Source organism: Paraburkholderia sp. 31.1, assembly GCF_014397645.1.
Classification (GTDB): domain Bacteria; phylum Pseudomonadota; class Gammaproteobacteria; order Burkholderiales; family Burkholderiaceae; genus Paraburkholderia; species Paraburkholderia tuberum.
The window spans coordinates 35,043-56,742 of the sequence record NZ_VZQN01000033.1 but is presented as its reverse complement, the minus strand read 5'-3'; the positions used below and the strand labels follow the sequence as shown (position 1 = coordinate 56,742).

7 protein-coding genes are annotated in these 21,700 nt (G+C 61.2%); 2 read left to right on the top strand and 5 right to left on the bottom strand.

The features are described from left to right. Positions 1–105 precede the first annotated feature (105 nt). From F6X37_RS24300 to F6X37_RS36425, 3 genes are all read right to left on the bottom strand, one after another. A complete protein-coding gene (locus F6X37_RS24300) occupies positions 106–3,549 on the bottom strand; it encodes a LysM peptidoglycan-binding domain-containing protein (RefSeq protein ID WP_187613049.1) in 3,444 nt (1,147 codons plus the stop codon). Positions 3,550–3,659: 110 nt separating this feature from the next. Next, complete coding sequence (locus F6X37_RS24295; RefSeq protein WP_187613048.1) at positions 3,660–4,025, bottom strand: hypothetical protein; 366 nt, start codon at positions 4,023–4,025, stop codon at positions 3,660–3,662. Positions 4,026–4,035: 10 nt separating this feature from the next. Next, positions 4,036–5,883, bottom strand: coding sequence for a hypothetical protein (locus F6X37_RS36425; protein ID WP_222944922.1), 1,848 nt, complete (start codon positions 5,881–5,883; stop codon positions 4,036–4,038). 53 nt (positions 5,884–5,936) lie between these two features. Between F6X37_RS36425 and F6X37_RS24285 the strand changes: the two genes are divergently transcribed. Both F6X37_RS24285 and F6X37_RS24280 read left to right on the top strand, forming a co-directional pair. Further along, on the top strand, positions 5,937–6,320 hold the full coding sequence (locus tag F6X37_RS24285) for a helix-turn-helix domain-containing protein (protein ID WP_187613047.1): 384 nt from the start codon (positions 5,937–5,939) through the stop codon (positions 6,318–6,320). 93 nt (positions 6,321–6,413) lie between these two features. After that, complete coding sequence (locus F6X37_RS24280; protein ID WP_187613046.1) at positions 6,414–6,722, top strand: hypothetical protein; 309 nt, start codon at positions 6,414–6,416, stop codon at positions 6,720–6,722. 109 nt (positions 6,723–6,831) lie between these two features. Here F6X37_RS24280 and F6X37_RS24275 read toward each other — a convergent pair whose 3' ends face one another. Beyond that, positions 6,832–7,176, bottom strand: coding sequence for a hypothetical protein (locus F6X37_RS24275; RefSeq protein ID WP_187613045.1), 345 nt, complete (start codon positions 7,174–7,176; stop codon positions 6,832–6,834). After that, a complete protein-coding gene (locus F6X37_RS24270) occupies positions 7,173–21,446 on the bottom strand; it encodes a LysM peptidoglycan-binding domain-containing protein (RefSeq protein WP_187613044.1) in 14,274 nt (4,757 codons plus the stop codon). The genes F6X37_RS24275 and F6X37_RS24270 overlap by 4 nt, the downstream gene beginning before the upstream one ends. Between the last annotated feature and the right edge of the window lie 254 nt (positions 21,447–21,700).

Here is a 21,700-nt window from a genome sequence, read left to right as displayed (position 1 = left end):
TACGGGCGACCGCGCGTGACACCCTACCGCATTGAGCTTCGTATTTTGGGCAACGACAGCAACGTGAACGCAAGCGCAAGCAACGTGCCCTTGACGAAGATGCCCTTAATACTCACCGCTCCGAGCACCCCTGCGATTCCCAACGTCTGGTAGCAACCAGCCACGAAGAAGCAGCTCAAGTACACCCCAACGACGCCAATCACAGCCATTCCTGGCACGCAGATCAGGAGCGACTTCACGAATACGGAAAGTAACTTTCTCATCATTTCTTGCCTCCGAGCTGCGATTGCATCTGCAGATAGATGGCATTGACAGCTTCCTGACCGGACGCCCCCCCCCCAGAGAACCTGCGACAACTGGCAGGTGGTTGGGGTTGAGCAAATTCCATCCGGCACTTGACCACACTCCGGTCGCGGCCCAATCACTTGACGTGAGAGAAGGTCTAAAAGATGAGGTGATCGCGCCCTGGCCGAGCTTACCTAGTCCATAGCCGAAACTGGACAAGACACCACTGGTAAAAGCAGCCCCACCGATCGAGTCGTCTTTCCCGTACACGACGTTGTTGACGGCTGTGCCTGTTGCGCCACCAACCGCATTCACTGCCATATTCCATCGCAAGCCACTGCGTGTACCCAGTGCACCTGCTGCAAGACTCACACCGACATCAACGGGATTGACATCCCCAGTCAAGAAGTACTGCGCTCCCGCGTTGACACCCGCGCTAATCGCACCCGTACCCACCGACGAGGCCCACATGCGCGAACCCAGCAAGCCACCGGAACTAAAGATCGGTGCGCCACCGGCGAGCATTTCGCTCGCGAGCGCTGCACGCCCGCCGTTGACGAGCGCAGTGATTCCCGTTTTGATCGGTACGGCAGTTCCCAACGTGAAGACACTCATGCCCGCTTCCAGAAACGACCGGGCACCCTTTGTTACAGCCGTGCCGTAATTTCCCGCATCCCAGTTCGCACGTGCGGCATCCATGCTGGTCGCGCCGACCATGTCGTGCGCGAACTGCTTGGTCGCATTCCAGCCATCAGCCCCGTACTGTTTCGCACGATCCCACGCGTAGAGAAGATTATCGGAGCCGCCGCTGTTATCGGCCAGCACTGCAGGACGCGGATCGATTTGTGAGGTTGCCAGCCCAGAAGACGGGCCGAAGAGTGCGGCAGCACCGGCGTACGGCGTCTGGCTGCTGTCAACGAGCCCACCGTAAACACCGAACAGGGCAGAGTTGCTGCTGTATGGAGCCTCAACGAACCCGCTGCCCACCCCACCGATCCCGCCCGGCAGGATCTGCCCGTTCATCGCATCGATGGCCTGCTGCGTGCGCAGCTTCGTCGTGTCAGTCGCCGCAACCCGGTCCACCACCAGATTGCCAATGGTGCTGGCGATGGCATCCATCGAGATCGCGCCAACATTGCGCCCAAGGCTCCCACCGCGCACGATTGTACTAGCAGCCCCTGCAGCAATCCCCGCACCCATGCCCGTTACAAACCTGCCGGGATCCGAGCCCATGTTAAAGCCCAAGTTGCTGCCGCCGACATTAATCGTCCGTGCCGCCTGAAAGCCGACCCCAGATGCCACAGCGGACGCTGCCATGCCCTTCCAGTCAAACCCGCGCTGAGCACCAACAGCGAGCGCCATACCCTGAGTTGCCGCTGAACGCACCGCCCCCTGAGCAGCCGCGGTCCAGAAGCTGGTGGCAGGGGCCGCCGCCGCCCCGATACCAGCTGACACAGCTCCAATTGCCATCCCCTTCCAGTCAAATCCATGCTGCTCGCCTGCGGCGATCATGACGCCCTGCGTCGCGGCCGCTCCCGCGGCGCCAATCAGCATTGCGCCAACAATGCTGCCCGTACCCATCGACACGACCGATACCGCGACCGCGATGACTACCGCGAAAATCTGGGCCACCCCACCACATCCCCCATCCTTGCTCGGCGGCGGTGGAGGATCGGGCAGCGTCGGCTGCGTATTGCCGATCGCCTTGCCCGGGTCATACGGCTTGAACGTCGTCGCCGTATTGTGCACGTTCGTGACCTGGTTGGGCACCGTCAGCATCTGCCCGGCCTTCAGCACGTCATCGCCCTTCAGCCCGTTCGCGTCCGCCAGGATGTACCACAGCGTCGCATCCCCCCACAGCGACGACGCGATCGACTGCAGCGTATCCCCATCGCGCACCGTCCAGGTACCCGGGCTCACGCCCGGATACACCCCGTTGATCGCCATGAAGTTCTCGTCGAAGTCCGCGCTGCCCACCGGCGTGAACACCTTGTACTGACTCTCGCTGCCCTTCGCGAGCCTGCCCGCCAGCTCCTGCACGTAGTCAACCGTCTCGACCCCGTCGTTGCCCTGGTTGCCCACCCGGTTGCCGTTCAGGTAGTAGTAATTGTGTTTCCTGTCCCCCGTCGCGCCCCGGATCGTGCCGTCATCCGCCACCGTCACGCCCACCAGTTCGTCGCGCCGCTGCACCTGGCCGCGCAGATCCGTGTAGTACGTGAACGCGCGTGCGCTGCCCGCCTGGCCGCCACCATCGTCGTAGGTGGCCTTCAGGTTGCCGTTGACGTCGTAGTTGAAATAGCTCGATGCCGGTCTCCAGCCCGGCGCGTCCGGGTTGCTCCCCTGCGCCAGGATCTGGCTCTGTTTCGCGCTGTCCCACCATTCGTACGAATAGGTGGATGTCAGGGTCGTGCCGCTGCCATTGTCGGGACGTGTGGCAACCTGCCCGAGCGTGCCGTCGGCCATGCGCGTATAGGTCGTCGTCGTACCTTCGATGTTGTCATGCTCGGACATTAACTGGCTGTCGGCGTCCCAGTCGCGCGTCACCGCCGTCACGATCTGACCGCTGCTCCTGTCCCGTTCGATGGTCTCCGTGACGCGCCCCAGCAGATCATTGGTGCGCTGCTGGATCATCATGCCGTCGACCGTCTGCGTCGCCAGCAAGCCGTTCGCGTCGTACGTGTAGTACTCCGTGCGTCCATCCTTGGCATAGACCGCCATCGTCCGCTCGCCGGCCGCGTTATAGCCAAGCTGCACGCCGTCGCCGCCGGCCGCGCCCGCCACGATATGCACACTGGTGTCGTCCGGATCGGTGGCGCGCGTGCCCGACAGCGATCCCATCGAGACCGTGAAGCGGTTCAACGCGTCGTACTCGTACCAGTACTCCTGCTCCGTCGCGTGATAACCCACCATGTCCGTGTACGTCGCCATCATCCGGCGGCGATTGCCGACCGCATCGTACTCGTAACCGACCTGGTAGCTGTTGTCACGGATCGCCACGACGCGATTCAGTGCGTCGTATTCGACCCGCGACTGCGCGAACACGTACGAGTTGCCGAAGTCCGTGAAAAATTCTGCCGTACGGTTGCCGTCGCCGTCGTATTCGTAGAGCGACTGGGTCTGCGTGCCGTAATCCATGATCGAGCGCACCAGACCGTGCGAGTAATAGCTGTATTCGACATGCTGGCCACTCGTGCCTTCCTGATCAGACAGCGCCGCGGCCTTCGCATCGACTGATACATCTCTCTCCACCAATTGAATGACCAAGGGCCGCTCTCGCGGCCCTTGGGCTTTTCTTTACTGGCTCGCTCTCAGCGTGCAACGCATGCTACAGGTCGAGCGGAAACAACATCCGAACAAAGCGAATGTTCATATAGCTACGTCCGTGAACCACTCTTGCCAGAATCACGTTCTTCCTCCACCAAGAACAGGCTTTGTAAATCACCGCTGATTTGCTGCTCTCCACACATAAGTCTTAGCTCGACGTTACCGTCTCCCATGGTCGTCACGCCATCGACTACGCCCAAGATATTCGACGTCGCATCGACACTTACCTGTCGAACAACCTCGAAGAATGTCTCTCGATGTTCTAAAGGTAAAGCTTCAAACATCGAAAGCGCTCGTTTCCAGTAAGGATCGGACGCAGCTTCCATTGCAGTAGTAGAGAACAGGTCTCTATAAATTTCAGTATTCTCATCAACAACAGCGGTTCGCAGTTGCACGACAAAGTCTTTCGGAGTCATCGTTCCAACCTCACTTAGCAAACGCATCTCGATAATAGTTTTTGTTCATCTGAATCAGTTGCTGTAACTGTTGATTCGGCACATCAGGATATACACGACGCAATTCCGAAACATCTCGGGCCAGCACATCTCTAGCCGTCGAAAGCCCATCGACACTGCGAGACACAATGCCGCTCGGGCCTCTAATCGTGTGACCGACCTTCGGCACAAGTATCGCCGGCGCTGTTAAAGGATCGTACCCAGGAATCAGCTCTTGCATCAAAGCCTTTTGACCGACATGGTGAGCATCGAATCCTGGGACTGTGCCGCGAATTTCGTTGTAGGGGCCAACCGCATATTTTCCAGTTGCCAACGTTGGCGTTGCAGCGGCGGGACCATTCTCCACGATGCTCAAACGCGGACCAAAGATCAACGGATTGCGTGCCGCAATGCCATCCGCAGTTTCGGCAAACGCCGGTGCCAGCGATACAGCCCGGTTCATCGCTGCCCCGGCCAGCGGCACCGTGCCCGCAACCGCGCCAACCTCCGTCAGCGCCGCCGCACCATAATTCCCCGCCGACACCTGCTGCGCAAACCCGCTTGACCAGCCACCCGTCGCACCGTTTGCCGCCGCATAAAGATCGCGATACTGATTGCCCACCTCAATAAATGGATCGGCAATAAACTCGCCAACCGCACGTACCCCGGCGCCGATCTTTTCCGACAACGGCGCAGCGCTTTCAAACACACTGCGTTTGTCGCCACTCAGTCCGCGCAGGAACCCGCCTTCGGTTTCCGCCGGCACATATGGCTCTCTCGATCCAACTCCAACCACAAGCACGTTGAGTTCGCCCAACGCCGGTGCCGCATGCACGATCGCCGGGTTGACCGCATCGAGTTGCATGTCCGCGATACGCTGCGCACGCGCCTGCTCGACACCGAACACAGCACCGCCATACGGACTCGGCGTGCCTCCCACATAGCCGCCTGTTGCACTGACTGCACGAGCCGATGCCGCTGCCAGGTTCCAGCCCGCCATCCCCGCAAACTGATCGCCTGCGCTCACGCCATAGCTCGCCTGCGCTGCCTGTCGGACCATGTCGTCGTAGTTGCCAGCGACACCGTGCAGACCGCTCATGCTGCCGTCACCAGCCGTGGCAGTTTTCGCCACCGACGCCGCCTGCACGTTGTCTACCACCATATTGCCAATGGTGCTGGCGATGGCATCCGCCGTTATCGCGCCGACATTGCGCCCCAGGCTGCCGCCACGCACCAGTGTACTGGCTGCACCAGCAAGCATACCAGCCCCAACGCCCGACACAAAACCCGCAGCCCCCGGGTTAATTCCCGACATCGCCGAGCCGATCGCCTGCCCCGCTACCGAGCCCACGCCCGACGCGATCGCACTGGCGGCCACTCCTTTCCAGTCGAAGCTGCTCTGTGCCCCCGTCACAATACCCAGCCCTTGCGTCATCACCGAACGCGCAGCGCCTGACGCGACTGCCCCGCCCGCCTGGCCAAGGCCGCGCTGCAGCGCGGCCGTCGCGCCCGATAGGCCGAGCGCAGACATGCTACCGGCCGATAACGCGGATAACGCCACCCCACTCCAGTTCAGCCCCTGCTGCTGGCCCGCCGCGATCATCACCCCCTGGCTTGCCAGCGCTCCTGCCGCTGCGCCCATGCCTGCCGCAACCGCACCCGAAGCGGCTCCGAGCGAGCCGCCTGCCACGCTCCCTGACAGCGTGGCCACCCCCAGGCTGCCGACTCCTCCACCCGCAGTGGCGCCTGCACCTGTCGCCGTCACCCCGAGCAACTCGGATGCCGCTCCCGCCGTATAGATGGTCACCACCACAGCCACGACCATCGCAATGATCGACACGAACGTTCCGCATCCATTGTCCTTCCCCGGCGGAGGCGGCGGATCCGGCAAGGATGGAATTTCCAGAGCGCCTGACCGCATTGCGTAAGGCTCGCGGTCTCACTCAACTGGCCCTGGCCGATGCCGTCGGCCTGGTCGTGCTACAGATCCGCCGCTATGAAGGTGGAACTTCGCAACCTACCCTTGATGTGATTCGCAGGCTAGCAATCGCGCTTGGTGTCAGCGCCGATGCGCTGGTCTTCGATCAGGACGAGCGCGGCCCCGATGAAGCATTGCGATATCAGTTCGAAACCGTCTCGCGTATGTCCGAGCATGAGCGGCAGTTCGTGCGCGAACTGCTCGACGCGCTGATCGTCAAGAACCAGGTGGCCGGCGCCATTGCTCGCGTCGCCGTCAGTGAGAAGCCCGCACGCAGTACGCGCAAGCAGGGCCGCTAGCAGGAGAGTCCCGCCCGTAAACGAAGCGCGGGCGATGAGTGCTACCAACACTCACCGCCCGCTGACCACGACCAACTCAATGGAGGAGTTGACATGGCTAGTGCCAATCTTAAACCACGTCGCAACCGCGCTGAACCACCGACGAACATTTCCGCCGCACTTGAACTGGCACCCGCCACAATCAGCCCGCACGAACAGGCCAGACGCCTCGTCTTTCCGTGGATGCAGATCACCGATGCACTGCTCGAACACCTGGGCTCCCTGCCCGGCCAGCACGTCATGTTCAGCGTCGATCACAGGTTCGGCCACGTCATCATTACCCCGGATCGCAGCTACGCCATCGCAGGCAGGCCTATGACAGAGACGGAGATCAGCCAGCGCAACTCGCTCATCCCGGACTGATCAGTTCCCCACACGACAAACCCGATCACAGCTAGACGAACGAAGGGCCGCTTACGCGGCCCTTCGGGTTTTCTAGCAGCTAAATATCACTCTGCTCATCTGTAGCGGGTTACATCTTAAAGCCCGCAAATGGCCCGAAGAACACTATTCCCTGCTCAACAAGGGACGGCAACTCATCCTGAGACGGAAAGTGACTCGCAAACTCCGGCCAGACTTTCTCAACGTAGGCACCCCATGAGGCCACGGGAATTTCACGCACGTCTCCCTCGATATTGTCGAATACGTAGTGCATATGAGAGGCAGCAACCACCCCTTTTTTGACGGCCGCTTCATATGTCGATGCACTTGCATAACACGCGACATGTGCCCCATCGATTCCTTCTGGCATGTCACAACCCTCGCCACGCAAGAGCTTCATTCGGAACTCGTAAAGATGATTTTCCATGTCGTTCATTGACCATATTGTTTACCAGATCCGGGAATGATAACTCTCCGCAATTGCTCAATCTGCTGCTGACTAAGCCCGAACTGGTCACGTGCCTTTGTCGGATCGGCAACCACTGGTTTCCCGGGGTTGATTGATCGCCTGCCCTCTTCAACTGCGGAAGTGCGCAATTGATCAACGAATGACTTCGGGACTGTAAAAGTCCTGATCGTGTTATCAGGGAATTGTTGCAATCTTTGCTCCAGGAAACTCTGAGCACGCGCCTCGTCACCGAAATTCAGATACAGGTTACGCTCATCACCACGTCCCTTGTTCGCGAATACCGGTGGAATGGAGACGCTTCCTGTGGCTTCATCGATAAATAACCGGCGATTGCCCTCGCCCTCAACACGGAAGACAGTGATGGTACTGGGTTCTCTCGCTGCACCTACACCCCGTCCGCCGAGCAGCAACCCGACTCCAATCTCCGCATAACTCGACGCCTCCGAGTTGTACGGAATTTTGGCACCCTCAAGGAACGGCACATAGTCCGGCGTACCAGGTAACGCCCCGCTGAGCAGGTTAACACCGCCCTCGAATGTGTTCAGCGCCAGATTAACGGGAAGCTTTGGAACATCGGCAAGCCACGAGCGCCCCAGATCATATTGGGCATGTCCGGCAGTACTGTTGCCCTGCTGATCAAAGCCACCCCGCACATCCGTGGTTAGCCGCTTTTGTACATCCCACGCGTATTTCAACGCGTCTGCATCATCGCCCGCCAAACCAATCGAACCGGCAGTGCCTGAGCTGTCCCCCGTATAACGGAATCCATCGCCTCGGCCCAGGGGCCCAGCAGCAGAGATACCAAGGTTCGGACCATAAAGCACCGCAGCGCCGCTGTAAGGCTCTACGACTTGACTCGATGCATAGGCGCTGCGCGCAGTCGTACCAGTCAGGCTATCGAGCGTATCCAGCGAACCGCCCATGCCAAACACTGCAGCGTTACTGCTATACGGCGGCGCTACGAACCCACTGCCCACGCCACCCAACCCGCCCGGCAGGATCTCGCCATTCATCGCCTCGATCGCCTGCTTCGTGTAGTCCGTTTTCCCGACACTGCCCGCCTGAACCTGGCTCACCACCATATTGCCAATGGTGCTGGCGATGGCATCCATCGAGATTGCGCCGACATTGCGCCCAAGGCTCCCACCGCGCACGATTGTACTAGCCGCACCTGCAGCAACCCCCGCGCTCACGCCCGTCACAAATCGACCGCTGTCGGACTGCATATTGAAGCCAAAGTCCGCCCCGACGCTACGTACTGCGGCGCCCACGCCATACGCGACTCCCGACGCGATCGCAGAAGCAGCTACCCCCTTCCAGTCGAAGCTGTGCTGTGCGCCAGTCAGCACGCCAATACCCTGCGTAGTTACCGACCGGATTGCTCCTTGCGCGGCGGCACCGGCAAACTGGCTGGCGGCACTTCCGCCGAACGCGCTACCGACCGCCGTGCCAACTCCCGTTACGCCAAGAACGCTCGAGCCGACCGCTGCGCCGACAGCGCCCATCGCCACCCCCTTCCAGTTGAAGCCGCTCTGCTCGCCAGCCGCGATCATGACGCCCTGGGCCGCTGCCGCTCCTACGGCACCGCCGATCACAGACGCCGCTACCGCAGTACCGAAGCCCATCGCCGCACCGCCGCCTACCAGCGCGGCGGCGCCCGCAGTCATCGCGCCACTCACGGTCAAGCTCGACAGCGTCCCGGCCAGCGCCATCGATGCCGCCCCTGCAGTGAACACCGTTGCCACCGCCGCAACCACGACGGCAATGATCGCCGCCACCGGACCACATCCCCCATCCTTGCTCGGCGGCGGCGGCGGATCGGGCAGCGTCGGCTGCGTATTGCCGATCGCCTTGCCCGGGTCATACGGCTTGAACGTCGTCGCCGTATTGTGCACGTTCGTGACCTGGTTGGGCACCGTCAGCATCTGCCCGGCCTTCAGCACGTCATCGCCCTTCAGCCCGTTCGCGTCCGCCAGGATGTACCACAGCGTCGCATCCCCCCACAGCGACGACGCGATCGACTGCAGCGTATCCCCATCGCGCACCGTCCAGGTACCCGGGCTCACGCCCGGATACACCCCGTTGATCGCCATGAAGTTCTCGTCGAAGTCCGCGCTGCCCACCGGCGTGAACACCTTGTACTGACTCTCGCTGCCCTTCGCGAGCCTGCCCGCCAGCTCCTGCACGTAGTCAACCGTCTCGACCCCGTCGTTGCCCTGGTTGCCCACCCGGTTGCCGTTCAGGTAGTAGTAATTGTGTTTCCTGTCCCCCGTCGCGCCCCGGATCGTGCCGTCATCCGCCACCGTCACGCCCACCAGTTCGTCGCGCCGCTGCACCTGGCCGCGCAGATCCGTGTAGTACGTGAACGCGCGTGCGCTGCCCGCCTGGCCGCCACCATCGTCGTAGGTGGCCTTCAGGTTGCCGTTGACGTCGTAGTTGAAATAGCTCGATGCCGGTCTCCAGCCCGGCGCGTCCGGGTTGCTCCCCTGCGCCAGGATCTGGCTCTGTTTCGCGCTGTCCCACCATTCGTACGAATAGGTGGATGTCAGGGTCGTGCCGCTGCCATTGTCGGGACGTGTGGCAACCTGCCCGAGCGTGCCGTCGGCCATGCGCGTATAGGTCGTCGTCGTACCTTCGATGTTGTCATGCTCGGACATTAACTGGCTGTCGGCGTCCCAGTCGCGCGTCACCGCCGTCACGATCTGACCGCTGCTCCTGTCCCGTTCGATGGTCTCCGTGACGCGCCCCAGCAGATCATTGGTGCGCTGCTGGATCATCATGCCGTCGACCGTCTGCGTCGCCAGCAAGCCGTTCGCGTCGTACGTGTAGTACTCCGTGCGTCCATCCTTGGCATAGACCGCCATCGTCCGCTCGCCGGCCGCGTTATAGCCAAGCTGCACGCCGTCGCCGCCGGCCGCGCCCGCCACGATATGCACACTGGTGTCGTCCGGATCGGTGGCGCGCGTGCCCGACAGCGATCCCATCGAGACCGTGAAGCGGTTCAACGCGTCGTACTCGTACCAGTACTCCTGCTCCGTCGCGTGATAACCCACCATGTCCGTGTACGTCGCCATCATCCGGCGGCGATTGCCGACCGCATCGTACTCGTAACCGACCTGGTAGCTGTTGTCACGGATCGCCACGACGCGATTCAGTGCGTCGTATTCGACCCGCGACTGCGCGAACACGTACGAGTTGCCGAAGTCCGTGAAAAATTCTGCCGTACGGTTGCCGTCGCCGTCGTATTCGTAGAGCGACTGGGTCTGCGTGCCGTAATCCATGATCGAGCGCACCAGACCGTGCGAGTAATAGCTGTATTCGACATGCTGGCCACTCGTGCCTTCCTGTTTTGTCAGCAGACCGGCCCAGTTGTACGTGTACTGGAACACGTGGCCACCAAGATCGGTATGTTTCGTCACCCGGCCGAACAGATCCACCTCGTCGACCATCGAGCGGCCGTTCGCATCGATCGTCGTCTTTACCCATCCACCGCTCGCGACCGAGCCGATCGAGCTGATCGTGCTCGCCCAGCGGTAGTCGTACTGCACCGTGCGGCCCGCCGCGCTGACGGTCTTCACGATACGACCGTCGGCGTCGTAGTAGATGCGTTCGCGTCCGCCCAGCGCGTCCGTGTGGGCAATGCGGTTACCCGCACCGTCGTACTCATAGCGGTCGATGCTGCGCTGCCCGTTGGCTAACACCGGCCGGGCGATTTCGATCAGCTGGTTGGCCCTGTCGTACGTGTAATCGGTGCGTCGTCCCAGCTCGTCGGTCGACACGCGCAGATTTCCCACCGCGTCATACGAGAAGTTCTTGCTATACCCCATCGCATCCCACGACTGCGCCACCGCCGGCTGCGCGAGACCGTAGTTCCACTGCTGGGTGCTCAGATGACCGTTCGCATCCTTCAGGCCCACGAGGTTGCCGGTCAGATCGTAGTAGTACGTGGTGAGCGGAGCCATCTCTATCTGCGCCCCGTTCTCCAGCGTGACCATGACAGTCGGCTCGCGTTTGAGCGTGAGAGAACCCATCGTGTTATACGACGAGTAGGTCCAGTTGCCGCGCCCGTCCCTCTCCGCCGACACCTCACCGAACGCGTCGTGCTGCTGCAGACGGTCGATCGTCATGTCCTTCGCCAGTTCCTCGATCACTCCGACGATGTCGACATTGGTGACCGGGTTATTGCGCGTGCCGGTCAGGAAGTAGCTCTGGCGCTCCATCAACACGTTGCCGGCGGCGTCCATTGCGAGGTAGCGGTACTCGTACTCGACGTTCGTCGGCAGATCGCCCGCGTCGAACAGGAAGCGGCCGGCAGCGTCGCGAGTGAGGATCGCCGTTTTGAACGGCCGATCATAGTCATCATCCTGCTTTGTCGATTCGCGGTAGTACAGCGTGATCGTATCGACGTTCGTAAGCGGCGCGCCGCTGCTGTCCGTCGGCGAAAACTGGAAAATCGACGGCAGTGCGCTGCCCGTCAGCGTCACGCCCGAATCCGTGTTGACGCCGATCCTGATGTCGCCCTGGCCCATCGAGAGCGGCCGGCCCGCCGTGTCGTAAGCGGTGAATTTGATTGCGTAATCCGTGTCCGGCAGCAAGCCCGACTGCGTCGTGTCCCACTGGAAGGCGTTGCCCATGCGGTACAACGTCTGGTACTGCGTCAAGCCGTTCTGCTCCCACGAAACGATCACGTGGTCTGTGTCCGCGGGCTGCGTATGAAAAACGACCGTCGACTTCAGATCAGCGAGATAGCCCAACGACGACAGCGACGGTGACTGCCCATTGCCCGGCAGATTGACCAAGCCACGCAGTGCATCGATCTGTGTCCCAGCCGCGTCGAACAGGTCAAGCGATATGTCGTACTTCCCCGCACCAAGCGCGGTCATGTCTATCGGGAACGCGCCGGTGGCCGGATCGCGCCAGACCGGATAATCCAGCGCCCAACCTGGATTGTTGGAGTCGCGCAGATGGACGACGATGTGATCGGCCAGCTGCAACTCCGTGCTTTCCAGCGAGTAGATGTTCAGTACCTGCGGTGCCGACCAGATATAGCTGCCCGATGCGTCGACCGTGAAGCCGGGGCGCGAACTTGGGACATGCGCCGGGAGGTCGGTCTGAAAAATGGTCGAATTGTCGCTGCGGGAAAGGTGGACTGCAAAGCTGTCGCGTCGGAGCAGCGTCCCCACCGGACCGTTGCCACCGTCGCTGACCGCCATGAAGATCATTTCGTAGTCGTCGTCGGGCAAACCGCTGATGTCGGCACTAAACGAATTTGCCAGACTGGCGGTGCTCTTGCAGAGAGTCTGAAAGGGCTGATCTGTTCCGGCGGGTCGGTAATACAACATCCCATACGAACCGTCGGGCAATGTGCCACGCGCGACCGAAATAACGTTGGTCACAGACGTGTCGCCCAGCACCGTATCCGTATTGAGCGCATCCGGTTTTCCGCTCGACGGTCCGTTATCCGAACCATACAGATGGGCCGAATTGCTTATAGAGCCCAAGCTGCGCGGTGCCCCTCCATTAAGCGGGATCAACGTCAGATCGACCGTATAGGCGAAATCTACGTTGGTAATGCTGCCGAGCTCCGACCAATTGACCGGTACGGTAATTTGTGTTCCATTGATCGAACTGGTGACCACCGGCGAGTCCGTCGAGTCCTGAGACGTGCCAAGGTGCTCAAGGCCTCCGTTGTTCGTATTGGCGCCGGTCCACTGCGTGATCGTTGCCGTGCTGTGGACGACCGCCTGGATCTGATACGCGCCGTAGATTCCGCTGAGGTCCGGAAGATTGATCGAAAGCGATGAAACTGTGGCTCGACCGCCAATACTGCCGTCAATGTAGGGCGTGAAACTCCACTGGCCGGAAACGGATACCGCGACGCTCCCGCCTCCTGCAGAAATTCCTGCGTCTCCGTCGACGAGACTTAACGTCGGCCCGGTCACCGGCCGCGCTGACGAATCGATCCACCCCGAGATGCTCAATTCAGTATTCGCGAACACCCCACCCTCGATCGGAATATCGACCGGGCTAAAGCTGATGGTCGGTATCCCGCCCGACGTCTTCGGCTGCCGAATCTGAATCACCTGATTCCGCTGGTCATAGCGCGTGTAAGTCTGCATCATGTCGACGCTCTGCAGCAGCGCGACGAGATCGTCCCCGGTCGTGATCACGCGATAGCGCAGATCGCTCTCCATCGACTCGACCTTCAGCGTCGCATTGCCATTGCGGTCATACATGAACAGATGCGACACCCCGTCATCAAAGTTCGTGCGCACCACCCGGCCGGCGTTGTCATAGTCCGCATATTCCTGCCATTCACCGTTCGCGCCGCCGCCCCCCGTACGCCGTCCGGTCACTTCGCCATACGCGTTGTAGCGCTGCTCGATCAGTGCACCAGTTGACACCCGTGCACCCGTCGCTGCGTCACTCGTTTGGGTGACGCGCGAAATTTCGCGGTTTTCCGCGTCATAGGTGATTGTGGTGGAGTCGAGCCGCTGGTTCCCGTCCACATCGCTGCGTAGATAGAAGACGCTCGTGACATTGCCCACGGCGTCATACCGAAAATTCGTCGCCACGCCCAGCGCGTTGACTTTCGAATGAAGTCGACCACCCGCGTCGTAAAGGTACGTGGTCACCTGGTCCGGCTCACCCTTGCGGGTTTCCCTGACGACATTGTTCAGGCCGTCGTAGTCGTATATCGTGGTGACGCGCACCTGCCGGTTCTGATAGTCGGCGAACTGCGGCAGCATCTCGCCCGTCAGACGTCCGAGCGCGTCGTAGGTGAAGTCGTACTGGCTGCCGTTCGCGTCGACCTTGCGCAGCAGGTGCCCCTCTCCGTCGTATGAATAGTTCGACGTGGCGTCACCGGTCGACTGCACGAGCTTGCCGTTGGCGTCGACCTTCGCGAACTCAACGCCGACGCGCGACTCGCTCAGCAACCGGCCGTTGTTGTCCCAGGTGTAGTTGGTGATGCGATCGTCGGGGCTGCGGGGCCACGAACTGACGATGGTATTGACGGAGGCGCTCGCCGAAACCGGGTCCGGGAACGGCAGTGCAAACCGCGTTTCCTGCGTGACGTTGCCTTGCGCATTCACCATGTACGCGATGCCGAATCCCTTCGCGTCGATTTCGAGCGTCTTCTGTCCGGCCTTGTTATAGAAGTAGGTTGTGCGATTGCCGGCCGGATCGACGGTCGCGGTAACCTGGCCGCAACCATCGTATTCCCACGTCGTCACCAGCTCGCTGCCAGACGTGATGAAGTATTCGCCCCGCGCGTCGTCACCCGCGCTCGGATCGAAATAGCCTGTCGCTACATTCTGCACGCGGGACTGAATGAGCCGGTTATCCGCGTCGTAGACGTATCGCGTTTCGCGCACGTTGGCCGCATCGGCAGGCACAGGCGGTTGCGAACCAGGTTGCGCCACGATCGGATCCGCGTAGACCTTCGTCGCGATGACATTGCCCACCGCATCGCACGCCCATAGCGTGAGCGTGCCGGTCGGGCTGACCTGCGCAGTCTTCCGGCCCGCCACGTCGTAGTACAACGTGGTGGTATGTCCATTCGCGTCGGTAATCGATGTGAGATTGCCTTGCGCGTCATAGACCCGTGTCTCGGTCGTGCTCGCAGGAAAGCCAGCCTGGTACACCGACACGCCGGTCAGCGTGATCTGCCGGTCAAGCAGGTCATACCCATAGCGCGTAACACGCTCCTCTTTGAGCCCCTGCGCTTCGATCGTCGCTATGCGATTGCCGCGCGCATCGTATTCGAACGTGTTGACAACCGCCTGGCCACCCGAAGTAACCGGTAGTGTTTCCGACAGCATCAGTCCACGGCGATCATACGTATAAGAAAACTGCCCGCCGACCTTGTTCGTATAGCCGGTGCGGTTGCCGAATGCGTCGTACGCGTAGATTTCGCCGTAGCCCTCGGCGTCGGTCGACCTCACCAGGTGGCCGAGCCGGTCGTACTCCATGCGGGTGACCGCCTTCGTATCCTGCGTCACCTTGACCGCATCGCCAAACGCGTCGTATTCGGTCAGCACGATGCTCGCCGTCGGCGAGACGACCTGCACCGCGCGGTTCAGCACGTCGTAGGAGATCTGGCTGATGATGTTCCTGTTCTGGTCGGCCGCCGTCACCCTATTGCCGAAAGCGTCATAGGTGTTACTGGTTATATAGCCGAGCGCATCGGCCGTAACCAGTAGATCACCCCTCGCGTTGTAGATATAGCGCATGCGATACGCCGCCTGCAGATTGCTCCGCTGGCTGGGACTGAGCGCTGCTGCCTCGAGCGCCTCGCCATTCGCGTCGACATAGCCACGCGCCTTGCGCTCGGCAAGTGCCCAAGCGGTGTCCCGCTCGGAAAGCTCCACCCCGCGAGGGTCGGTCTCAGCAGTCACACGTCCCATCCCGTCATACGTGTAACGTGATGTCGCAGCGACTGACGTACCGTACGCGCGGGTCTGTTCGATCATGCGCCCAGCTGCGTCGAATACCGCGTGCGTGACGCTCTGTTCGGGCAGACCATCGGCGACGCTCGTGTTCACCGCGCGTCCCAGCGCGTCAAGTTCATAGCGCGTGACGACGCCTGCCGCATTCGTCGTGCTCGTCAGACGTCCGGCGCTGTCATAGTCGTATCCCGTCGCGGCCGCCGAAGCCGGAATGATTTGCGGCAGAAGAGCGGCAGCCTGTTTCTGGCTGGCGCCGCGCGCCGCTTCGTATCTGTCCGCGTAGCGGATGGTCGTCAGCAGATGGCCCGCTGGATCGTAACGTTGCTCCGTGACGTAGCCTTCGGCATCGATCACATAGACCGGCCGGGTGGCGGTGTCATAAATCCACGTAGTGGCGCGATCCCCGGATGGCTTCGCGACGCCAGGTGACGCGAGCCAGAGCTCCAGCGCCGAGGCGTCTGGAATGCCGGCCTCCGCATACGGCGTCTGGTACTGCGTGCGTTCGAGGAGATTGCCGCCGGCGTCGTAACGGTTGGATGTGACGAAGCCGAGCGCATCGATACTGGCTGCCACCCGGTTTGCAACGTCATAAACCATGCGCGTCGTGCGATCGCTCGCATGCGCCTGAGCCGATTGGGCGCTCAGCGCTGTGGCAACGGCGTCGACGGTGAGGGCACCCGCTATATTGACGGGGCTTGCATACGTGATCGTGCTGATCACATTGCCGTTGGCGTCGTAGACGTTCTCGGCAACGTAGTTCAGCGCGTTCACCACGTAGCGCAAGCGGCCGTCTGCGTCATACACGTATTGCGTGGTCTGGTCGAGCAGCGGCTGAAGCGTTTGACTTCCCGTGATGTACGCGTCGGTCAGATTGTCCGGCGAACCGTCCAGAGGGAAGGCAAACGCCGTTCGCGCGACGACACGCCCTGCGGCGTCGTACACGCTCCTGACGAGCGCGCCGGTCGGTCCGACCGACCATATCTGCCGCCCCTCCTCATCGTAAACGTAGCGCGTGACGCCGCCCGCCGCATCGGTCACGGACACGACATCGCCATTGGCGTCGTATGCGTAGCCTGTTGTGAGGCTGAGTCCTGCCGGGTCGACGACCGTACTGGTCAACCGCCCCGCCTTGTCGAATACGTTCTGCGTGACACGCGGGTTGCTGCTGCCCGCACCTTCGGTCACGGTGAGGACGTTGCCAACACCATCGTAAGCAAACGTCGTCAACAGGTTCAGTCCACCTACGTCGGCCGTCACGGAAGCCGTGTGTCCGGCTGCGTCATAACGGGTCTCAGTCACGACCCCAGACGGGTCCGTCACGCGGGTCGCCTGACCCTTGCCGTCGTATTCGTAGCGGGTCGTGAGATTCAGGCCGCTCGGGTCGACTGTGCAGCTCAGCACGCGGCCCGTCGCGTCGTAGCTATACGTGGTGTGAACACCGCGCGCGTCAACCGTATCGATCAGATGGCCTGCGTGATCGTAGTTTTGCGTGGTCGTCGCACCGGTTGCATCGGTCGTGCTGACCAGGTTGCCGTCACGGTCGTACGTGTAGCCTGTCGTGTTGCCGCGCCCGTCAGTCAGCGTCACGATCTGGCCGGCGTCGTTGTACGTCAATGTGGTCCTGATGCCCTCGGCGGTCGTCACTGTCACCGCGCGGTCGAACTCCGAGTATGACCATGTCGTCGTGCTGCCCGTCGCGTCGGTGCGGGTGAGCATGTTGCGGAACGCGTCGTACGTCATGTGCATACGCGCGCCAGTGCCGTCGGTCACCACCACCACATTGCCGTTGCGATCGTAGTCCTGGCGGCGCAGCACACCGTTGGCATCGATCGATTCGATCACACGCCCAAACGCGTCGTAGATTGCCTGAGTGATCAGGTTGAGGCCGCCCGCGTCGGACGTATGGCGGATCGCCTGACCGAGCCGGTCGTAGTCGATCGTGTCTCGCACCTGAACATTGGAGGCAATGTCACGAACGGTGGAAATCTGCTCGCCAAACGTGTTGTAGGTATAGCGTGTGCTCAGACCTAACGCATCGGTACGCTGGACGAGGCGGCCGGCGGCGCTGTAAGTGAAAGCAGTGCGCGTGACGTCACTATCATCACCCAGCACCGCGAGTGTGCTTCTGAGCGGGTCGGGCAGGAGACCGCCTACCAGACTGGCCAGCGTGTCCGCTGCAACGCGCGTCGCGTAGACCAGCGTCTCCGTCACGTCACCGAATGCGTCATACTGGTACTCGACGACTTCGCCGATCGGATTGACAACGTGGGTGAGGTGGCCCGCCACGTCGTAGTAGTAGTACGTGGTGTTGCCGTTCGCGTCCGTCATGGAGGTGCGCAGGCCCGCCGCGTCGTACGTGTAGCTCACCCCCCACGATTGCCATACGGCATCGATCTGTGCAAGCGTTGCGTTCGCGCCAAGCGCTGCGAGCGCCGTGCTGCCTTCGCCGCCCAGCTGCGCAATCAGCCGTCCCTGCAGATCGTAGCGGTAGGTCGTCGTGCGCCCAGCGGTCGTCTCGCTGGCCACGCGGCCCTCGTCGTCCCAGGTCCAGCTAGTGGAGACATTGCCGCCCATACCGTCCTGCGAATACGTAGTGCGGCCCGTGAGCCGTCCCATTGCGTCGTAGGTGTAGTAGGTGAACTCCATCTGCCCGGGACGACTTGTCCACGCGAGCATGGCGTCGGCCCGCAGCACATAGCGCAGGCTTTGCTGCGAGGCGTTACCGCCTACCGGCGTGCTCAGCTCGTCAGCCTTGCTCAGGCAGGATGCGCCAAAGGTTGCGGACCCTATCGAGAGGCCGCTGTCCGCCGGATAGCGGAACTCGATCGTATGATGCGCAAGCGGCACTATGTTCGGTACGTCAAGCGTACCGGTGGCGAAGCCTCCGAATGGGAAGTCGAACGTGAGCGCTCCCGCCTGCACGCCATCGATCCAGATTTCAACACTGCCGCTTGAACCCAGCGTCCCGGTCACGTTAATCGTGACCGGGATCTGCTGTGGCGCCTGCGTCGAGCCGAGATCGACTTGCTGGCCGCGCACGCGCTGTGTGACGTTGCCCCACGCATCGTAGCTATAGTGCGTCACGTAACCTTCGGCATCGACTTCTGCACACAACAGGCCGCGCGAGTCATAGAAGTAGCTCAGGTGAGCGTCTGCGTCGCTGCTACCGGGAACCAGCTGCGCAAACATGCCCTGACTGCGCAACGAGGCGTCCGTTGCCGTGGCATAACGAACCGTCTCAACACGCTCCCCTGCGCCGTTGTACCGGTATTCGGTCAGGAAACCTTCCGGGTCAAGTTCCCCGCGCAACAAACCATCCTGATCGTAGAAGTAGCGCGTGACGCGATCGTTGGCCGGATCGGGATCTGGTAAGACCTGTGTCGGCGCCACGCTGGTGTCGACCCGGTTCGCAAAGACCGTCTTCACCACGGGACGTCCGCTGCCGTCGTACTGAACCTGGGTGACGGTTCCGTCCGCGTCAACGGTATGGTCGATGAAGTTGTTGAGATAAAAAGCCCATACCGTCCGGTCGTCCACCGATGCAGGCGGGCGCAGCTTCGAGGAGTCGAGCGTCAGCAACGCCCCCGATTTCAGCCTTTCGGCGGGTGTCCCGTCGGCGTTGGTCAACGAGGCGAGTTGCGCGGCCGTAAGCCTGGTTGCATAGGTGAGCGTGCGCAGCGGCCTCGCGAATGTGGTGTCGTAGACATACTCCGTCAATGTTCCATCAGGGGCGATCTGTGCGACACACTGGCCACGCCCGTTGTACAGGTAGTGCGTATTCAGTCCATTGGCATCGGTCGTCATCTGCAACCGGCCGTTGGTGTCGTAGTAGTTCCTGATCTGCGACTGCACTTTGCCCTGCACCGAATCGACCACGGCGACCAGTTCCCCCGCGGCGTTATACGTAGAGGTACGCGTCAGCCCGTTGCTGAAGGTGACTGAAACCGTGTGGTGCGCATCGTCGTACTGATACAGCGTCGTGACGCCGTCGAACTGAATCGCGCAGAGGAGGCGGCCGAGCCCGTCGTACGTGAAAGTTTCAGCCTTCTCGTTGCCCGGACTGCCCGCAAAACGCTGTAGGAGACGACCGGCAGCATCATAGACGTACCGTGTCTGGATGATTGCTCCCGTCACATCGCCTGTGCCGTCGGCCAGCAGCTTCTCATAGCGCGCGACCGTTGCGAGGTTCCCACGGTAGTCATACGTCGAATCGATACGGATCGCCTCGCTGGGATTCACAAGGCCCGCCGCCCATGCATTCAACGTCGCCTCCGACACTGCATCGGTGTTGCTCAAGGCGCTGACGTCGAATGCCGCCGATGTGTACTGGATCTCGCTGACCTTCTGGCCCGCCGCGTTGTACCTGAACTCCGTGACGCGGCCCGCCGCACTCACCACGTATCGCAGATGCCCGGCTGCGTCATAGACATAGCGCGTCGTCAGGTACTGGTTCGCGTAACCATTGGCAAAATTGCTGGTCTTGTCAAAGACCGTCTCGGTCAACAGTTCATTGTTCGACCCGTACGTACGGGTAACGTCGGCTGAGCTGTCCGATTGGCTGATCAGATTGCCCGCGGCATCGTAAATAAAGTAGATCGGTTTGCCCTTACCATCATTCAGAATCCGCAGGTCGCTGTCGCCGTTGACGTTATACGTAAAGTTCAGGTTTACCCACTGTCCGTCCAGAGACGAAGTCGACCGGATGCTGATCAACCTGCCGGCATCGTCATACGTCAAGACCTTCCTGTAGCCAAGCGGATCGGTCACCGTCGTCTGCCTGTTCGCGGTGTCATAGCTAAGCGTGGTGATCCGAAACACCCCGTCGTCGGCCTTTTCGGCAATCGTCGCCACCCGGTACTCGCCGTTCACCTGAAGATAGGTGAACATCACCTGGGATCCATCCGACTGGGTGATCGAGGCGATCCGGCTGCTCGTGCCGTCGTACGTATAGGTCGTCGTATAGACGTGAGCGTCGGCGATGCTGTTGTCTTCCGGACTCAGGTCGACTGTCACCCGCGACAGTCGACCCTGTGTGTCGTACGCGTAACGGATCGTGGTCGACGTGACCAGACTGTTACCCATCCCCCGGTAGACCGAGCGCAGATCCGTCAGTTGACCGGCTGCGTTGTAGTCGAGATAGGTGACGTCGCCCCCTGCAGTCGTTACCTGCGCGAGCTGCCCTGCGGCGTTGTAGGCGTAGCCGACCGTATTGCCGTCCCTGTCGCGGGTTGACACGAGCCTGCCGCCTCGCGTGGCATCGTAAAGCTCGCTCAGCCCGTTGTTTCCGTCGTTCCACTGCCAGTTGCGGGTCGCCTCATCAAAGGACAGCGTCGCGTACGCCCCTGTGCCAGTAGCATCGGCATAGCCGGGCTCAAAGTCGCCTTGGACAACGCTGGCGCCAAGCCACGCGGTCGACACATACAACTGGCGCGACGCATCGTACTCGTACACCGTACTCGAACCATCCCAGTCTGTCAGGGTTACCGTACTGCCTATGCTATTCAGCGTCCCAGTGAGGCCATCCACCGTGCGCGATCCGCCTGGGCGCCAGTTGTCTCCAGCAAACTGTCCGAGGCTGTTATAGGCGCGGTAGATCGAACTGTTCACCCCCTGGCCGAGCAGCAACTGGTCACGATCCTGAATCACCAGATTGCCGTTCGCCGCGTTCACATAGAGCTGCTCTCCGGTCTGCCCGAATGCCGCATTGCCGACCTGGCCATGGGCTCCAAGCCCCAATGCCGACGACGACTGCAAACCCAAACCATTGCCCGTGACGATCGCTACCATCTATGCCCCGTACCTGTTCGTTAAGCCTTGCGCGATTGGTTTCCCGAACCGCTTCCGAACAAGTTGTCCGAAGATTTTTAGAACTGTTTAGCGAAAATCTCAGGCGCTCAGGATCTCGTGCGTCCTTGCGTGCGATGAAGCATAAATTGTGGCGGCGATTGCCGGCCTGATCTCGCAATAACGATCCCGCAGCAATTCCAGACTGCTATGCTAGAAAAAGGCTACTCACTTCCGATCCCTCACTTTCGGCTTTG